Origin of the sequence: Salinicola halophyticus (assembly GCF_003206695.1) — a bacterium.
GTDB lineage: Bacteria > Pseudomonadota > Gammaproteobacteria > Pseudomonadales > Halomonadaceae > Salinicola > Salinicola halophyticus.
The window spans coordinates 453129-467686 of the sequence record NZ_PZJN01000004.1; the positions used below are offsets into that span (position 1 = coordinate 453129).

Here is a 14558-nt window from a genome sequence, read left to right on the forward strand (position 1 = left end):
CTCGGTGTACTGAGATTCAGCAAGATTTAGTGGCGTGGTTTGGTGGCGTCCTTCAAATCGCCCTTGGCGGACTTGGCATCACCCTTGGCCTGCTGGGTTTTGCCTTTGCTTTCGAGTTCGCGGTCCTTGGTCATCTTGCCAGCAGCTTCCTTGACCTTACCGGCTGCCTTGTCGACCTTGCCTTCCGTCTTGTCTGACTTTGAATTCGTCATGGGTGCTACCTCGTTTTCCGTGGATATCCTTATCCGTTCGCCGTTCCCTTAGATACTGAGCTGCGAGCATCGTTTACAGCGAACGTAATCTCAGAGTAGTTCGCCGCGGGAAAGTCGAAACGGGAGATTGGTAACAATTTGTTCGCAAAGGCGGACGTTCTGCGGAGGGCGCGTCACGGAACCGCGGGAAAGAACCAAGAGCAGAGAACACGCAGCGAATCGGCGAGAGCCGCCCGACTGCAGACGGCTCGATGAAAATCAGACGGGGAACATCAAGTGCGTGAGGTCACTTCCAGCAAGTGGTAGCCGAACTGGGTCTTTACCGGACCGTGCACTTCGTTGACGGCGCCATTGAAGACGACTTCGTCGAACTCCTTGACCATCTGGCCACGTCCGAACGTGCCCAGCTCGCCGCCCTGGCGCCCGGAGGGGCAGTTGGAATGCTGACGTGCCACTTCGGCGAAGTCGCTGCCGGCTTCGATCTGCTGCTTGAGTTCGAGACACTTCTGCTCGCTGTCGACGAGAATGTGGCGGGCGCTGGCCTGTGCCATGAGATCACTCCTGAGTCTTGACCATTGGGAAGCGGGCATTCTACGAAATCCGCCCTGCCGGCGTCACCGACAATCGTCTCGACGGCGCTCGACAGAGATTGCGTTGCCCCGGTCAACCGAAGCGCTGTTCGAGATAGCGATTGATGTCGGCGGATTCGTACATCCACTCTAGCGTGCCGTCCGCTTTCTCGATGCGCAGGCACGGCACCATCGTTCTTCCGCCGCCCGCCATCAGTTCCTGGCGATGACGAGGGTCACGCTGGGTATCGCGCAGCTCAATGGGCAACGCCAGTCGCTCGATCTGGCTGCGCACGCGCTGACAGAAGGGGCAGCTCATGAAATGGTAGAGTGCGAGACGCTGGCAAGCGCGGTCGACATCGGCCTGCGCTTCGGCTGAACGTTCGAGGGGAATCGATGAAAACATGGTCTTGAGCCACTCCGTGATTCGATGGGACATGAAGAGAGATAGCACGCTTTTGTCGGGTTGGCGTCAGTTCGGCGGCAGAGAAACGTCACGGTTCGAGGTGTCAGCATCTTCGGAACCGATGTCGTCGCCATTGTCATTGGCGTCGGCGCCCTCGGAAACGGCGCCTTCAGCACGCGCATTATCAGCGGCTCGATCGAGCGCAGCGGCCTCCTGGTCATTGATCAGCACCGGAATCGTCAACGGGGCGTCGGACGGCGTCGCCAGACTCGTCGGGGAGAAAGCATTGATGGGCGCGGGGGCGTAGCGCTGAGTGGGAGGCAGCGGCGGCAACAGAAAATCGCTGGAAACGATCGGCTGGGCGAGTTCCGCATCACCCGGTAGCCGCAGGGTCGTTTGCACGAGCGGTGACGCGAACTGATCCCGGAACTCCTGACGCGAAACGTCTCCGCTGCCGTCGGCATCCAGCGTGTGCCAGTCACCGCCCAGCCCCAACCGTTCGATATCGATCGGAAGAAGGTCGCCGTCGGCGTCGCTGTCGGCGGTATCGAACACGTTATCCGCACTGACCTGAGCCACACCCTGCGGCGTCGCGCGATCGATGACGACATCGCGCCCATCGGGGGTCGACGCACAGGACGCCAACACCAGGATACCGGGCAGTAGACTGGCGAGACGCCAACACTGCCGATGCATTCTTTTTCTCATCGATTTCTCTCCCGCTGTTGGGTCCATGGTAGCCGGCGCCGAATCGCCGAGTCAGTCACGAGGATTGCGCAGCGTCCCGCTGTCGAGACGCTGTTGCCAGCTCTGCCAGAGGCTGAGCCGGCTGGATTCGCCAACCTCGCGTCCACCACCACTGAGCTTGCTGATCCAGAGATGGCTACCATTGAAACTGTAGATCGGCACCAGATCCTTGCGTTTCGATGCCGGCTCGAGGGTCTTGACGATATTGTCCAGTACGATCGGTGGCGAGGTCGGCGATGCTGCCCAGGTCACCACCATATGAAACTGATCGTAGGGAATGTATTTGACGTAATGCAGCCGCAACTGGTCATCGGATACACCCAGCTCGCGCAGCGTCAGATATTTGGCCATGGCGAAGTCTTCGCAATCGCCGGCGCCCACGCCGAGAAACTCGAATGGCGTTGCCCAATAATCTTTCACGTGCCAGACATCGATATCGTCGACGAAGCGAAGCTGATTGAAAAAGTCGTTCACACCCGCCAGTTTCACCTCGATGGATCGTCCCTGTAGACGATCCATCAATGCTGGCCACTGCTGAATGCGTTGCCACCCGTTCGCGCCATATAATGTCTCGACTTGCTGGCGCGGCGGCAGCCGCGGCAGAGCGTCGACCGGGAAGCCGCTGCTCCCCAGCGTCAGCGCCACGACAAACGCCATCAGCCAGCATTTCAGCGGCCGGCCCCCACCGTTCGGTGGCGTCATCGGCTCGGCGACGCGTCGGTTGGAGAGCACCGAGGCGAGACTATGTCAGTTCCAGCGGCACGATCGGTGCCAGATAGCCCTGATAGCCATCGGCACCCACTTCCGCCACCCGCTGGCGCTGTTCGTCGGACTCCACGCGCGTCACGATGACCTTCGCTTCGACCTGATGGGCTGCCATGCACAGACTACGCAGAAATTCGGTATCGACATCGTCACGCACGAAGAAGCCCTGATCGATCTTGACGTAATCCGGGCGCAACCGTGCGAGATAGCTCATCGCGGACAGATTGCGTGCGAACCGGTCGATACCACCGCGAGCGCCGAATCGATGCGCCACCCGGAACAGCTGCTGCACCCTGTCCAGATGCTCGAGCGCGATCTCTTCACTGACCTCCAGATCGAGCTTGGCGGCGAAGCGCGGGTTCGACTCGAGCCAGCCGACGAGCCGTCGATACTGCGCCTGATCGGCTACCGAGTCCGCAGTCAAGTTGACGGCCAAACGCCCCCCGAAACGGGCCTCGCGATCGCCAAGACTTTCGAGCACCGCTCTATCCAACTGCACCCCCATCTGGAAATGATTGATGACAGGAAGGAAGATATAAGCCGGATGTTGAGTTTCTCCTTCGTTGAGTCGCACCAAGACCTCTCGGTGTAACTCGCTGCCGTCAGTCAACAACACGGGCTGGGCAACGAAGCTGATATCTCGGGCTTCGAGCGCATGCTCGATGATCTGACGCCACTCCTGACGTCCCCGCGCCGCGGTCACGTCGCCAGGATGCGCGGTGACCCATCGCTGCTGGCGTTCGATCGCTTCACGCAATGCACTGTCCGCTCGCGCCAGAATACCCTCCCGAGTCATGCCGCGTTCGCGCAGAACGACGCCGCCCCGGGTGTGCAACGCGCGAGCTTCCGCCAACGGATTGGCATCGACGATGTCATCGATGCGATCGAAGGTATCCGTCAGCCACTGCTCTCTCGGCGCATCATCGGTATCGGGGAGCAGTAACGCGAACTCCTCCGCCGACAGGCGTGCCTTCATCACTTCCTGTCCCGCGAGTTGCGCGCTCTGAAGGTACGTACCGATGTTGCGGATCGCCCGATCACGCGCCTCGAAGCCATCCTGGCGGTAGAGCTCCTGAAGATGATCGATGCGCACGATGACGAGTGCGCCGCCGACGGGTGCCGATAACCATTCGTCGAGCACGCGGGCCAGATAGGCACGATTGCCCAGCAGCGATACGGCGTCCTGCTCGGTCAGCCGTTGTAGACGCACGACCTGTTCGGCCTGCTGGTCGAACTGCTGGTTGAGACGCATGCCGAGATGATTGACCGAATCGGTGATGCCCTGAAGCTCGTGAACGCGGCTCTCCGGCAGCGGCTCGTCGAAACCGTCGATCTGCATGTCGGCAATGCGGCGCGAAAGCCGATTCAGCGGTCCCAGGAGCAACTTGACGCCGACGATACTGAGCACGAAGACCATGACCATTCCCACGGCCAGCCAGGTGATCAGCTGCAGCGCCAGAGACCACAGCTGATCGTAGGCGTAGGCACTTTCGGAAGCGATCTTGACACTCCCCAACGCCGACCAGCCGCCGCTGATTTCACGCTCTCCGCGAGCGCTCGGCAGGCTGATCGCCTGCTGGAACCAGTGTGGCGTGTCGCTTTCGCGGGCGGCATCCACCACCAGGGGGTCATCGCGGCCCACGGCTTCCAGTTCGATACGCCTTATCACGCCGCCATCGGAGACGGCGCGCATCAGCGTCTCGGCACTGGTCCAGTCACCGATCTCGACGAACGGCACCAGCGACAGACTCAGCGCCTGAGCGAGATTATCGACATCGATTTGCTGGCGCTCGGCCAATGATGCTCGAGTTTGACGCACCTCGATGGAGAAGATACCGATCGAGAACAACAGCAATAGCCCGACCATGATGGCGACGGAGCGGCGAAACAGACTCATAAGCGGGGTCTCCGATCAGCCCTGGGGATTTTCGTCGCGACGAATCGGCGGCGGATAACGATCATCGGCAGCCCCGACCATGTCGGGATTCACCTGTAGCGTATCGAGCAGCTGGCCGGTGGCGGAGAGTAACCGATAGTTGGCCCGACGCAGCGAGAACTCGGCTTGAACCTGCGCCTGCTGCGCATCGTAGAGCTCGGTCTCGCTGTCGAGCATGTCGAGCAGCGTGCGTCGGCCGATGTCGAACTGCTTGCGATAGTTGACGCGGGTTTTCTCGCTGGACTCGACATGACGAGCCAGAAACGGCAGCTGGCTGGTGACATAGTCGCGGGCATTCCAGGCTAGCCGGAGTTCATCGCGAATCTCGCGCAGGGAGCGGTCGCTATCGTAACGCACGGCGCGCAGTGAATCCTCGCGTGAACGCATTTCGGCCGTGTCGATACCTCCCCGATAGAGATTCCAGGACATCACCAGATCTGCGTTCCAATCGTCGGAATCGTTACCTTCGTAGTCATAATCCCGAGCCGCCTGACGGCTTGCTTCGGCACGGAACGTCGGCAGAAAATCGCCTCGCTCCGCCGCCACTTCATGACGTGCGGCATCGATGGAGTGCGTGGCGGAAATCACCAGCGGGTTGTTCGATGTCGCCATGGCGATTGCGGCGTCGAAATCCCCCGGTACGCCAGTCATGTCGACATCGGCTGGCAGCGTGAGATTTCGGGGCGTCTCGCCGACATAGCGCAGAAAGGCAGAGACCGCGTCGTCGAGGTTGTTGCGAGCGGAAATCAAGCTGGCCTGAGCCTGAGCCAGACGCCCTTCGACCTGGCTGGTGTCGGTCGTGGTGCCGGCCCCGAGCTCCTCGCGACGCCGAATGTCGGACGCAATGCGCTGATGGGTATCGACATTACGCTGCGCCAGTTCGAGCAGACGCTGCGATTGCAGCACGTCAAGATAGCTCTGGACCGTTGCCAGGCCAATCTGATTGGCCGCTGCAGCCACCTGCCAGCGCTGATAGTCGCTTTCGGCGTCCGCCTGCCGGATGCGCTCGATCGTGGTATTGCCGTCCCAGATCAACTGCGACAGCGTGATCGAGCCGCGTCGATAGTCGTGGGGCTCGCTGGACTGCGAGATCCCGTCGATCTCGCTTTCGTTCTCGCCATAGCCGACGCGGGTCTCAAGGTCGACCGAGGGAAGATAAGCGCCGCGCTGCGCCCTGGCGTCGTCCAGATTCTGCTGGTAACGCGCCATCTCGGTGCGCGTGGTGGGGTACTCCATCACCGCCTGAGTGACCGCTTCGGTCAGCGTTTGGGCCTGGGCACCACCGGCCGATGCCGCCAGACCGGCGAACAGGATCCACTGCTTCATCATGATGCTTTTCACCCCTTTCTTGTCCTGCCGCGCACGCCTAGCGTTCACGCATGGCACCCTGCTGGGCGCGAAGTATCGGCTTCAACAGATACTGCAAAATGGTCTGCTCGCCGGTGATCACATCGACCGTCGCCTGCATACCGGGAATGATCGCCAGATCGTCGACGTTTTTCCCCAGATGGTTGCTGTCGGTTCGTACGGTCACTTCGTAGTAAGTGTTGCCTTTTTCGTCTTCCTCTGTATCCGGGCTGATACGCATGACCTGCCCCTTCAGGCCACCGTAGATCGTGAAGTCATAGGCGGATAACTTGACCGTCGCCGCCTGTCCCGCGCGGATGAAACCGACATCGCGTGGTGACACTCTCGCCTCGACCAGTAGCTGGTCCTCGATCGGCACGATCTCCATCAGGCTGGCACCGGGCTCGATCACGCCGCCGATGGTGTTGACGTTGATCGACTGCACGCTGCCGCGAACGGGCGACGTGATCAGCGTCCTGTCAACGCGATCCTGCAGGCTGACTCTCCCCTGCTGGAGGCTGTCGAGTTTGTTGCGAGCCTCGGTCAAGGCATCCGCGCTGCGCGAGCGAAACTGAGTCGCCAGATCGCGCCGTTTGCTGATGGCCTCGAGCAGCTCGGATTGTTTGGACGGGATCGACAGCTGTGCGGACTCCAGATCCCCGCGCTGGTCGTTGACCTTACGCTGCAGATCGAGCAGATCCACCTGCGAGACGATCCCTTCCTTCACCAATGGCGCGGTGATCCCCAACTGCTGGCGTGAGAGTTGATAGCTACGAGACAGGGAATCGGCCCGGGACCGGATCTCCTGCAACTCCTGCTGACGCTGCTGAATCTGCGCCGCGGCCTGGTCAAGTTGAGAGCGCAAGCCATTGATCCTCGCGCTATAGGCGCCAGCGACCGCGGAATAGGTCTCCTTGTTGGTGGTGCGAAACTCATCACTGAGAGGAAGGGTCTGCGTGGATACGTTGACCTGCGCCTGCCAGTCGCTGGCGTCCGAATTCACCACCACCGAGTCCAGCTCGGCCTGATACTGCGCCACCGTTGCCTGCAGCCCGGCCAGCGTCGAGTTGCGCTCGGCGAGATCGGAGGTTGCCCGGGTCGGATCGATTCGCGCCAGCGGCTGGCCGGCTTCGACGACATCGCCCTCGTCGACATAGATCTCGCGCACGATCCCGCCTTCCAGATTCTGGATCGTCTGCAGTCGCGATGAGGGGACGACCTGCCCCGTACCCCGGGTCACGACTTCGATACTCGAGACGCCCGCCCATATCAGGAAAACGATGAACGCGGCCAGCAGTATCCAGATGATGACTCGCGACCGCCACGGCGTGGAGAGTAGCGTGGCAGCACTGGCGTCATCGGCAAGCTCCAGTTCGCGGGCGTTGGGCCGTGGCCATTTGACGACGTTACCCGCGCTGGCCATGGCGCACCTCCTGCTGGCCGGCGGCTGGCGGCGTGGGCTCGGTCGGCGCCTGCACACGTCCTTCGTTGAGTGCCTTGAGCACCGTCTGCTTGGGGCCATCCGCGATCACGCGGCCAGAATCGAGCACGATGATCCGATCGACAACCTCCAGCATCGAACTCTTGTGCGTGACCAGCACCACCGTCTGGCTTCTCGGCAACTCCCGGAGCGTTCGGCGCAGCATGGCTTCGGCGCGGTTGTCCATATGCGAGCCCGGCTCGTCGAGCAGCAGTAACGCTGGATTGGTCAGAATCGCCCGTGCCAGCAGCACCGCCTGGCGTTGGCCGCTGGACAGCAGTCGACCTCCCTCGCCGACCTGGCGATCCAGACCATCGGGATCACGGCGGGTGAATTCGCTGGCGCCCGCGATATCTGCCGCACGGTGCACCGCCTCGTCACTGGCGTAAGGCTGACCCAGCATGATGTTGTCGCGAATCGAGCCGAAGAACAGTGCGCTATCCTGGCCGGCAAAACCGATATGACGACGCACATCGGCGGGATGGATCTGGTTGATATCGAGCCCATCGAGACGGATGCTGCCCTCGGTCGAACGATAGAGACCGCTCATCAGGCGCTCGACGGTACTCTTGCCTGCCCCCATGCGGCCAATGATCCCGACGCGCTCTCCAGGCTCGATGGTGAACGAGACATCGGTCAGCACGGCGGGAGACAGTTCGCTGTAACGGAACTCTACGTGATCGAACTCGATGCGCATGTTGAGCTTGTCGCGGTGCACATAGTTCTTGGTCTCGTCGACCTCGTCCGGCAAGTTCATGATCTGATCGATCGCCGCCATGGCACTGCGCGTCTGCCCGAACCGGGTAATCAGCAACGCCATCTGCGCCAGCGGTTGCAGCGCTCGCCCCGTCAGCATGACCGCGGCGATCAGCCCGCCCATCGATAGTTGAGCATTGCCGATCAAGTAGACGCCCAGCACGACCAGCGCCACCGTCGAGAGCTGGTTGACCGACATCGTCAACGACGACACCGAGGTCGACAGATTGCGGCTCTTGACGCCCCACTTGGCGATTTCGCCGACCGCGCGTTCATAGCGACGCTGGGTCTCGCCCTGGGCGTTGGCAAGCTTGATGCTCTCGAGCCCTGCCACGCTTTCGACCAGCCGCGCATGCTTCTCGGTCGCCAGCCGCGAGCCCAGTTCGATCGAGCGCCTGAGCGGCCACTGAATGATGATGCTGTAACCGATCAGAATGACCAGCGCAATGATCGGCACCCAGACCAGCGGCCCGCCGACGATCCATATCACAAGCAGAAACAGGATCGCGAACGGCAGATCGACCAGCGTCGTCATGGTCATCGAGGTGAAGAAGTCACGAACCGAGTCGAACTCCTGCAGATGCTTGACGAAGGCGCCTACCGAAACCGGTCGCGCCTCCATTCTCAGGTTCATCACCTTGGCGAATATCTTGGCCGACAGCAGGACTTCGGATTTCTTGCCGGCGGTATCCAGAAACCAAGATCGCACCTGACGCATCAGCAGATCGAAACCGACGATGATCGCCATGCCGGTCGCCAGCACCCAGAGCGTATCGAAGGCCAGGTTCGGCACCACCTTGTCGTAGACGTTCATGGTGAAAAGCGGCGCGGCCAAGGCGAACAGGTTGATCAACAGCGAAGCGATCAGTACATCGCGATAGATGGGCGTCGACAGCTTGAGCGTTGACCAGAACCAGTGACCCTCGGCCAGCTTGACTGTCTCCGGGGCGCGATCGTCGAAGCGATGCTCACGCCGCACGTAGATCACCTGACCGGTTGCCTGCTCGATCAGCGAGCTCATCTCGACGTCTTGAGTGCCATCGGCCTCCGGCATGTAGACCGTGGCCTGCTTTCGCTCCGCGTCACGCGAGAGCATCACCACGGCACGGCGTCCCTGCAGGATCACGATGCAGGGCAGCAGAATGTCGGCGACGCGGTCGGCGCGCTGGCTCACCAGCTTGGCCGAGAGGCCCGCCCGCTGCGCCGCGCGCGGCACCAGCGACAGCGTCAGCCGGCCATCGTCGAGCGGCAGTCCCGCACTGATGACATCGGCCGATCTGGGTGTGCCGTGGTGCCGAGAGAGAAATATCAACGCGCCGAGAAGCGGGTCGATCTCCTTCTCTCCGACCGGGTCGGGACGAAGCGGTGTCGGTTCATCAACCAAACCTGTGTTCTCCTGTCGTTCGACGGCCGGCCTCAGCCGTCGAGGTTCGTCTTGAGATTGCCGTCGTGCAGCAACGTCCTGATGATGTCTGTATCCGAACTGCCGAGCGAGGTCATGTCAACGTTGCTGAACTCGATCTTCTGGGTCACCGCCCCGTCGGGGCCATCGGTCTTGATCTGCAGGGTAGAGCCGCTATTGCTATCGGCGGCAGTGCCCTTCTCGAAATGGAGATATTGAGAAGCCAGCGAAGCATCCAGACTGAAATCTCCGCTGCCGCCGATGTCGAGCATGTCGGACAGGTCGACGACGTCACCGCCGGCGCCGCTCTTGAAATCCGTCACCTGATCGACAGCCGGCGCCGCAGAGGAGCCCTGATCGCCACGCATCCAGGCAAAGGTGTCGCTGCCGTCACCCCCCGTCAGAATGTCGTTACCCTTGCCACCTTCGAGGTGATCGTTACCGCTGCCGCCCGATAGCGTGTCGTTGCCAACGCCGCCAGAGAGTATGTCATTGCCGGCTCCGCCAGTGAGCGTGTCGTTGCCGGCGCCGCCATAGAGGTGATCGTCGCCGTCTCCGCCGCTAAGCGTATCGGCTCCGCCATTACCTACCAGGATGTCATTGCCAAGACCACCGCTTAGTTCATCTGTGCTTTCAGTCCCGATGATCATATCGGCGCCGCTGGTGCCCGATGAGTTCGATGTGGACGTGATGACGTTGGTGTAAGTCCCACTACCATCTGCGCTCAGCGTCACGGTCTGCGAGGCGCCGATGCTGCCATCGCCATCGATGGCAGCGAAGCCGAAGCTGTCCGACAGCGGCTTGTCTTCGACAGTTACCTGCTGGTAGTAGCCTGATAAAAGCCCGGTCCAAACCCAGCTTCCTCTTTCGACATGCGACTGATCTGCAGGATTGTAAGTAATGGCGCTAACATCGAAGACCTTACCGTTGGCCACGTCGCTGGCCGTGATCGCCACGCCTGCAGCATACAGAACGCCATTATCGGGCAACTTGGTGACACGAATGCTCAATCCACTGCCGCTCTCCGCGTCACTCAGCTTCGCGTTATTGGCGAAGTCGATGTAGACCGTGTCCTTGTGGATACTCGTATTAGTCAAACCGACCGTGAAGTTGCTCGCTGTCGGCGCGGTGTTGAACGTGGCGCCGGTTACGCCGATCACCAGTGAAGCCGTCGATGTGCCACCCTTACCGTCGCTGACGGTATAGCTGAAGTTATCGCTCGCCTTGTCCCCGCCAAACAGTCCACGGGTCGTAGGCCGATCCGCATCCAGCGTGTAGGTGTAACTGCCGTCGGCGTGGAGTACCAGCGTACCGTAGACGCCGGCAATGGTCGTGTTGGCCGTGCCAGCAATGCTCACGCTACTGTGCGCCTGGGCATTGACGACATTCGTCACGATCAGTGCATCGCCGTCGGGGTCGCTGTCATTGGTCAGCACATTACCCGTGGCCGTGGCCGAGCCGGCAGCGATGGCGCTGGCACTCCCGTACAACGTTCCCCCGTTCAGCGCAGTGAGCGGTGTCGAAGATCCAAGCGCATGGGTATCGACATCCATCGGTGTAGCCTTGCTGTCGGTCGTCACGATCAGCAGATGGCCAGAGGCATCTTCCGCCAGGCCGTAGACCTGAGTGGACATCGTCGCGACAAGCGTTGTGGACGCGTTGCCGCTGGTGGTCTTGACACTGCCATCATTGTTCAACGCGACTTCGTAGACCTTGTTGTTCGCGTCCGACACGTAGAGATGATTACCCACATATTTCAGATCTCCGCCCGCCGTGAAGCTGGTCGAAGCGATCTTGGTCGCCGCAAGCGTCGATGGATTGAGCGAGAAAAGTCCGGTCGTGCTGGCACTGGCAGCAATCAACTGACCACTGGGCATCAATGCCAAAGCGTTGATGCTGGTCAGGCCCGAGATCGCACCTACTGTCGTGGCCAATCCTGTAGTTGCGTTGATGCTGTAGAGCGTCGAACCGCTGGCTGATGACGAGAAGGCGACACCATACAAACGTCCCGCCGTCGTGCTGTTGGAAATATCCCCAAGATTGGTAACCACCGCCCCCGAGGCATTCTTGATCGTGATGCTGGTCTGGGTATTTGTCGTCAGATTCCAGGTTTCCAATGTGCCTTGCACAGTAGACAGGTAGACCAGATCAGGCTGCGCCGTGACGGCGCCCATGTCGGCGACCGCCATCGGCGCATCGTTGACGTTGTGAACGATGACCGGGACCGTCACGCTCGTCGTGGCGGTATCAGCATTGCTGGCTTCCTTGGAGGTCGCCGATACCGACAGATTGAATTTTCCGTCATAGTCGGCCGCCGGTTTGACCGTCAGCGTATTGAGGTTCCAGCCGGTAACGTCCTTGCTGGTCGTGCCCGCCGTCGCGACAAAACTGTTGGTGCCGTCGCTCAAGGTCGCGCCCACCGGGATACCGCTGATCGCCACCTTGCTGATGCTCTCCGAACCATCGGTGTCGTGTAGCGCCGTGGCCACCTTCGATAGGTGAATGGTCGAGTTTTCGTCACCTTCGTTCATGGCGTAGAGCTGGTAGTAACCATTGCCCTTGCCATCGGCGCCCAATAGACCCGAATGGTTGACGTTAGCCGCATCCAGGGCGCTGACATCCTGCATCAACACGTAGTTGCTCGCGTTTAGCGGCACCGACGCGCCACCGTTGACGCCGACATTGAGCGAGTAGTTACCGGCCCCCGCCTGGTTGTGATGGTAAAGATCGAGTGTGTAGTAACCGCTTACCGCCGGCTTGTAGCTGCCGGAATAGTTGCCGGAACTGCCACCCCACGTCCCCTGTCCGACCACGTTACCGCCGATCAGCACGCGGATACTGTCATCACCAGAGCCGCTGAAAGCATAGGTTTTCCCAGCTTCCAGATAGATCAATCCCGACAGATGCGTCCCAGTGCCGGCAGCCACGTTGGTGTTGGCCGCTGCCGTGACATTGCCACTGCTAGCTGGCGTGCCGGCGCGGTCGATTGCTGCCTGCATGACGGCCGGGTCGGCGCCATTGCCGTTGGTTCCGAGCGTCGTAATGGAGAAGGTGTCGCGCGTTAAACCAGCGCCAGTGGCTGTGTTACTAGCCAGGGTAATCGATGGCGCATCGGCGACCGCGGCAACATTGATCGTGGCCGTGGCGGGCGTCGGATCCTTGCTTCCGTTGTTATCGATAGCCGCGTATTGGAGCGAGGTCGTGCCGGCCCAATCACCTGTCGGCTTGAAGTAAACCGTCGCGCCATTGCCGCTGGCCGTGATCGACGCGCCTGGCGTCAGTGTTTGAGTACCTGCCGCATCGCGGTAGAAAATGCCATTGGCCCCCAGGCTCGAGATTTCGAAACTGCCGATGCTGCCGTCGACGTCGGTACCGCCGAGGTTGACCGCAATCAACGACGACGGATCTTCCTTGCCGGTTACTGTAACGTTCGAGGTTTCCGGCAGTTCGTTGGTACCCACGATGGTGACAGCGATCGTTTTCGTGGTGCCATCGAGTGTCGCGACCGTAAAGTTCTCGACCTTGGTTTCGCCCGCCTTGAGATACTGCACAGCACTGTTGGCAACGCTGTAATTCCAGTTACCTCCCGCCGTAATGGCCAACGTTCCCAACGTACCGCTCGCCGCCGCAGCGTTGCCGGGCACGAAAGCACTTTGGCCACTATCCGCATCGCTCGCCGTCAACGCGCCGCTGGCGGTCAGACTTCCCGCGGAGACGTTGCTGTCCTCGGTCACTGAACCGGAAGCCGTACCGCTGATCACCGCAGCGTCATTGGTGCCCTGAATGGTGACGCTCAGCGTCTGGCTGGTGCCGTCCGAGGTCTTGACCGTGAACTGCTCGATTTTGGTCTCGCCCGCTGCCAGATACTGCACCTTGGCGTTGTCGACGCTGTAGCTCCACTGGCCATTGCTGCCGATGGCGAGACTGCCAAGCGTGGTCCCCAATGGCGTGCCCGCCCCAGCCTGGAAATGGGCCTCCCCTTCATCGGGATCGACAACGCCAAGCGTGCCGGTGGCCACCAGATGCCCATCGAGCGTGTTCGTGTCTTCCGTGACTCCACCGCTCGCGGCACCCGTGATTACCGCGACATCGTTGACCGGCGTCACGAACAGCGTCACCGTCGCGGTATCGGTGCCACCCTTGCCATCGCTGATGGTGTACTCGAAGGTTGCAGTGCCGTTGTAGTTGGCATCCGGCGTAAATGTGATCACGCCATTCTCGAAGGTGACGCTGCCGTGGTCGGCGTTGCCAACCCCAACGACAGTCAACGTGTCATCTTCAGGATCGGAATCGTTGACGAGAAGATCTTCCGGCCGCAGGTAGACCGGCGTGTCCTCCGCCGTCGTCAACGGCGCATCCACGACATACTGGCCAAGCGGTACGTAGTCCCCCTGCCCACCGAACTGCAGCGAGGGCTGGAAAATAGCGTTGCCCCCCTGGTCCCAATAGATGATCTCGATGGCGTGCGTGCCACTCTGGTCAACGGTGAAGCTATGGTAGTTGGTCGCGGGGCTCTGATTGTGGTCGACGGCTGCGGCCACCTTCCCATCGATCAGAATCTGATAGCCATCGTCGGCCAGCACCTTGAAGGTATAAGTTCCAGCATCGAGCTCGACGACGCCGCGCATCCGAAGGATGGCATCGCTACCGGTCGTCGGTGAGTCGGTATTCAGTGAGTCGGCATCATCCCCGAGGAATGTCTTCAATGTATCGGGGTGAGCCAGATCACCATCGATGTATTGATAGGAAAGGGAACTCGCCACAAAAGTTGCGTCAGGTGTTCCCTTGGCGGAGATGAACGCATAGGCCTGGGCGATACTCGACAGATTCGGACCGTCGGCATTCGGCCCTTCTTGATAAGCGAAGTACTCGGAATACAATCCGCCGAGTTTGCCAGGATTCGCGTAGCTGTCATCCGTCGCCACCGGGGCATCGTTG

General features: G+C 60.8%; 10 protein-coding genes. All 10 read right to left on the reverse strand.

Going from position 1 to position 14558, the window contains the following annotated elements; translation table 11 throughout:
- Positions 1 to 26: 26 nt before the first annotated feature.
- Positions 27 to 212, reverse strand: a complete 186-nt coding sequence (locus DOM58_RS07285) for a CsbD family protein (protein ID WP_110692327.1) — start codon at positions 210 to 212, stop codon at positions 27 to 29.
- A 272-nt stretch (positions 213 to 484) separates the two neighbouring features.
- A complete protein-coding gene (locus DOM58_RS07290) occupies positions 485 to 763 on the reverse strand; it encodes a peptidylprolyl isomerase (RefSeq protein WP_075563754.1) in 279 nt (92 codons plus the stop codon).
- Positions 764 to 875: 112 nt separating this feature from the next.
- The gene (locus DOM58_RS07295; RefSeq protein WP_110692328.1) at positions 876 to 1187 is read right to left on the reverse strand and encodes a glutaredoxin family protein; all 312 of its coding nucleotides are present in this window, start codon (positions 1185 to 1187) and stop codon (positions 876 to 878) included.
- A gap of 66 nt (positions 1188 to 1253) precedes the next feature.
- Positions 1254 to 1895, reverse strand: a complete 642-nt coding sequence (locus DOM58_RS07300; protein WP_188113790.1) for a hypothetical protein — start codon at positions 1893 to 1895, stop codon at positions 1254 to 1256.
- Between the two features lie 51 nt (positions 1896 to 1946).
- A complete protein-coding gene (locus DOM58_RS07305) occupies positions 1947 to 2591 on the reverse strand; it encodes a transglutaminase-like cysteine peptidase (RefSeq protein ID WP_110692360.1) in 645 nt (214 codons plus the stop codon).
- An 85-nt stretch (positions 2592 to 2676) separates the two neighbouring features.
- On the reverse strand, positions 2677 to 4596 hold the full coding sequence (locus tag DOM58_RS07310) for an EAL domain-containing protein (RefSeq protein WP_110692330.1): 1920 nt from the start codon (positions 4594 to 4596) through the stop codon (positions 2677 to 2679).
- Between the two features lie 15 nt (positions 4597 to 4611).
- Positions 4612 to 5976, reverse strand: a complete 1365-nt coding sequence (locus DOM58_RS07315) for a TolC family outer membrane protein (RefSeq protein ID WP_075563758.1) — start codon at positions 5974 to 5976, stop codon at positions 4612 to 4614.
- A gap of 25 nt (positions 5977 to 6001) precedes the next feature.
- Positions 6002 to 7405: an HlyD family type I secretion periplasmic adaptor subunit gene (locus DOM58_RS07320; protein ID WP_157957509.1), complete on the reverse strand. Its 1404-nt coding sequence runs from the start codon at positions 7403 to 7405 to the stop codon at positions 6002 to 6004.
- On the reverse strand, positions 7389 to 9602 hold the full coding sequence (locus DOM58_RS07325; protein ID WP_075563760.1) for a type I secretion system permease/ATPase: 2214 nt from the start codon (positions 9600 to 9602) through the stop codon (positions 7389 to 7391). The genes DOM58_RS07320 and DOM58_RS07325 overlap by 17 nt, the downstream gene beginning before the upstream one ends.
- A gap of 32 nt (positions 9603 to 9634) precedes the next feature.
- Positions 9635 to 14545 carry a VCBS domain-containing protein gene (locus DOM58_RS07330; RefSeq protein ID WP_188113791.1) on the reverse strand — a complete coding sequence of 1637 codons (4911 nt, stop codon included), beginning with the start codon at positions 14543 to 14545 and terminating at the stop codon, positions 9635 to 9637.
- Positions 14546 to 14558 lie beyond the last annotated feature (13 nt).

What these genes read in the sequence shown, in the direction of transcription:
- DOM58_RS07285 (WP_110692327.1), bottom strand. Translation starts at nt 212, where the DNA reads ATGACGAATTCAAAGTCAGACAAGACGGAAGGCAAGGTCGACAAGGCA.
- DOM58_RS07290 (WP_075563754.1), bottom strand. Translation starts at nt 763, where the DNA reads ATGGCACAGGCCAGCGCCCGCCACATTCTCGTCGACAGCGAGCAGAAG.
- DOM58_RS07295 (WP_110692328.1), bottom strand. Translation starts at nt 1,187, where the DNA reads ATGTTTTCATCGATTCCCCTCGAACGTTCAGCCGAAGCGCAGGCCGAT.
- DOM58_RS07300 (WP_188113790.1), bottom strand. Translation starts at nt 1,895, where the DNA reads ATGAGAAAAAGAATGCATCGGCAGTGTTGGCGTCTCGCCAGTCTACTG.
- DOM58_RS07305 (WP_110692360.1), bottom strand. Translation starts at nt 2,591, where the DNA reads ATGGCGTTTGTCGTGGCGCTGACGCTGGGGAGCAGCGGCTTCCCGGTC.
- DOM58_RS07310 (WP_110692330.1), bottom strand. Translation starts at nt 4,596, where the DNA reads ATGAGTCTGTTTCGCCGCTCCGTCGCCATCATGGTCGGGCTATTGCTG.
- DOM58_RS07320 (WP_157957509.1), bottom strand. Translation starts at nt 7,405, where the DNA reads ATGGCCAGCGCGGGTAACGTCGTCAAATGGCCACGGCCCAACGCCCGC.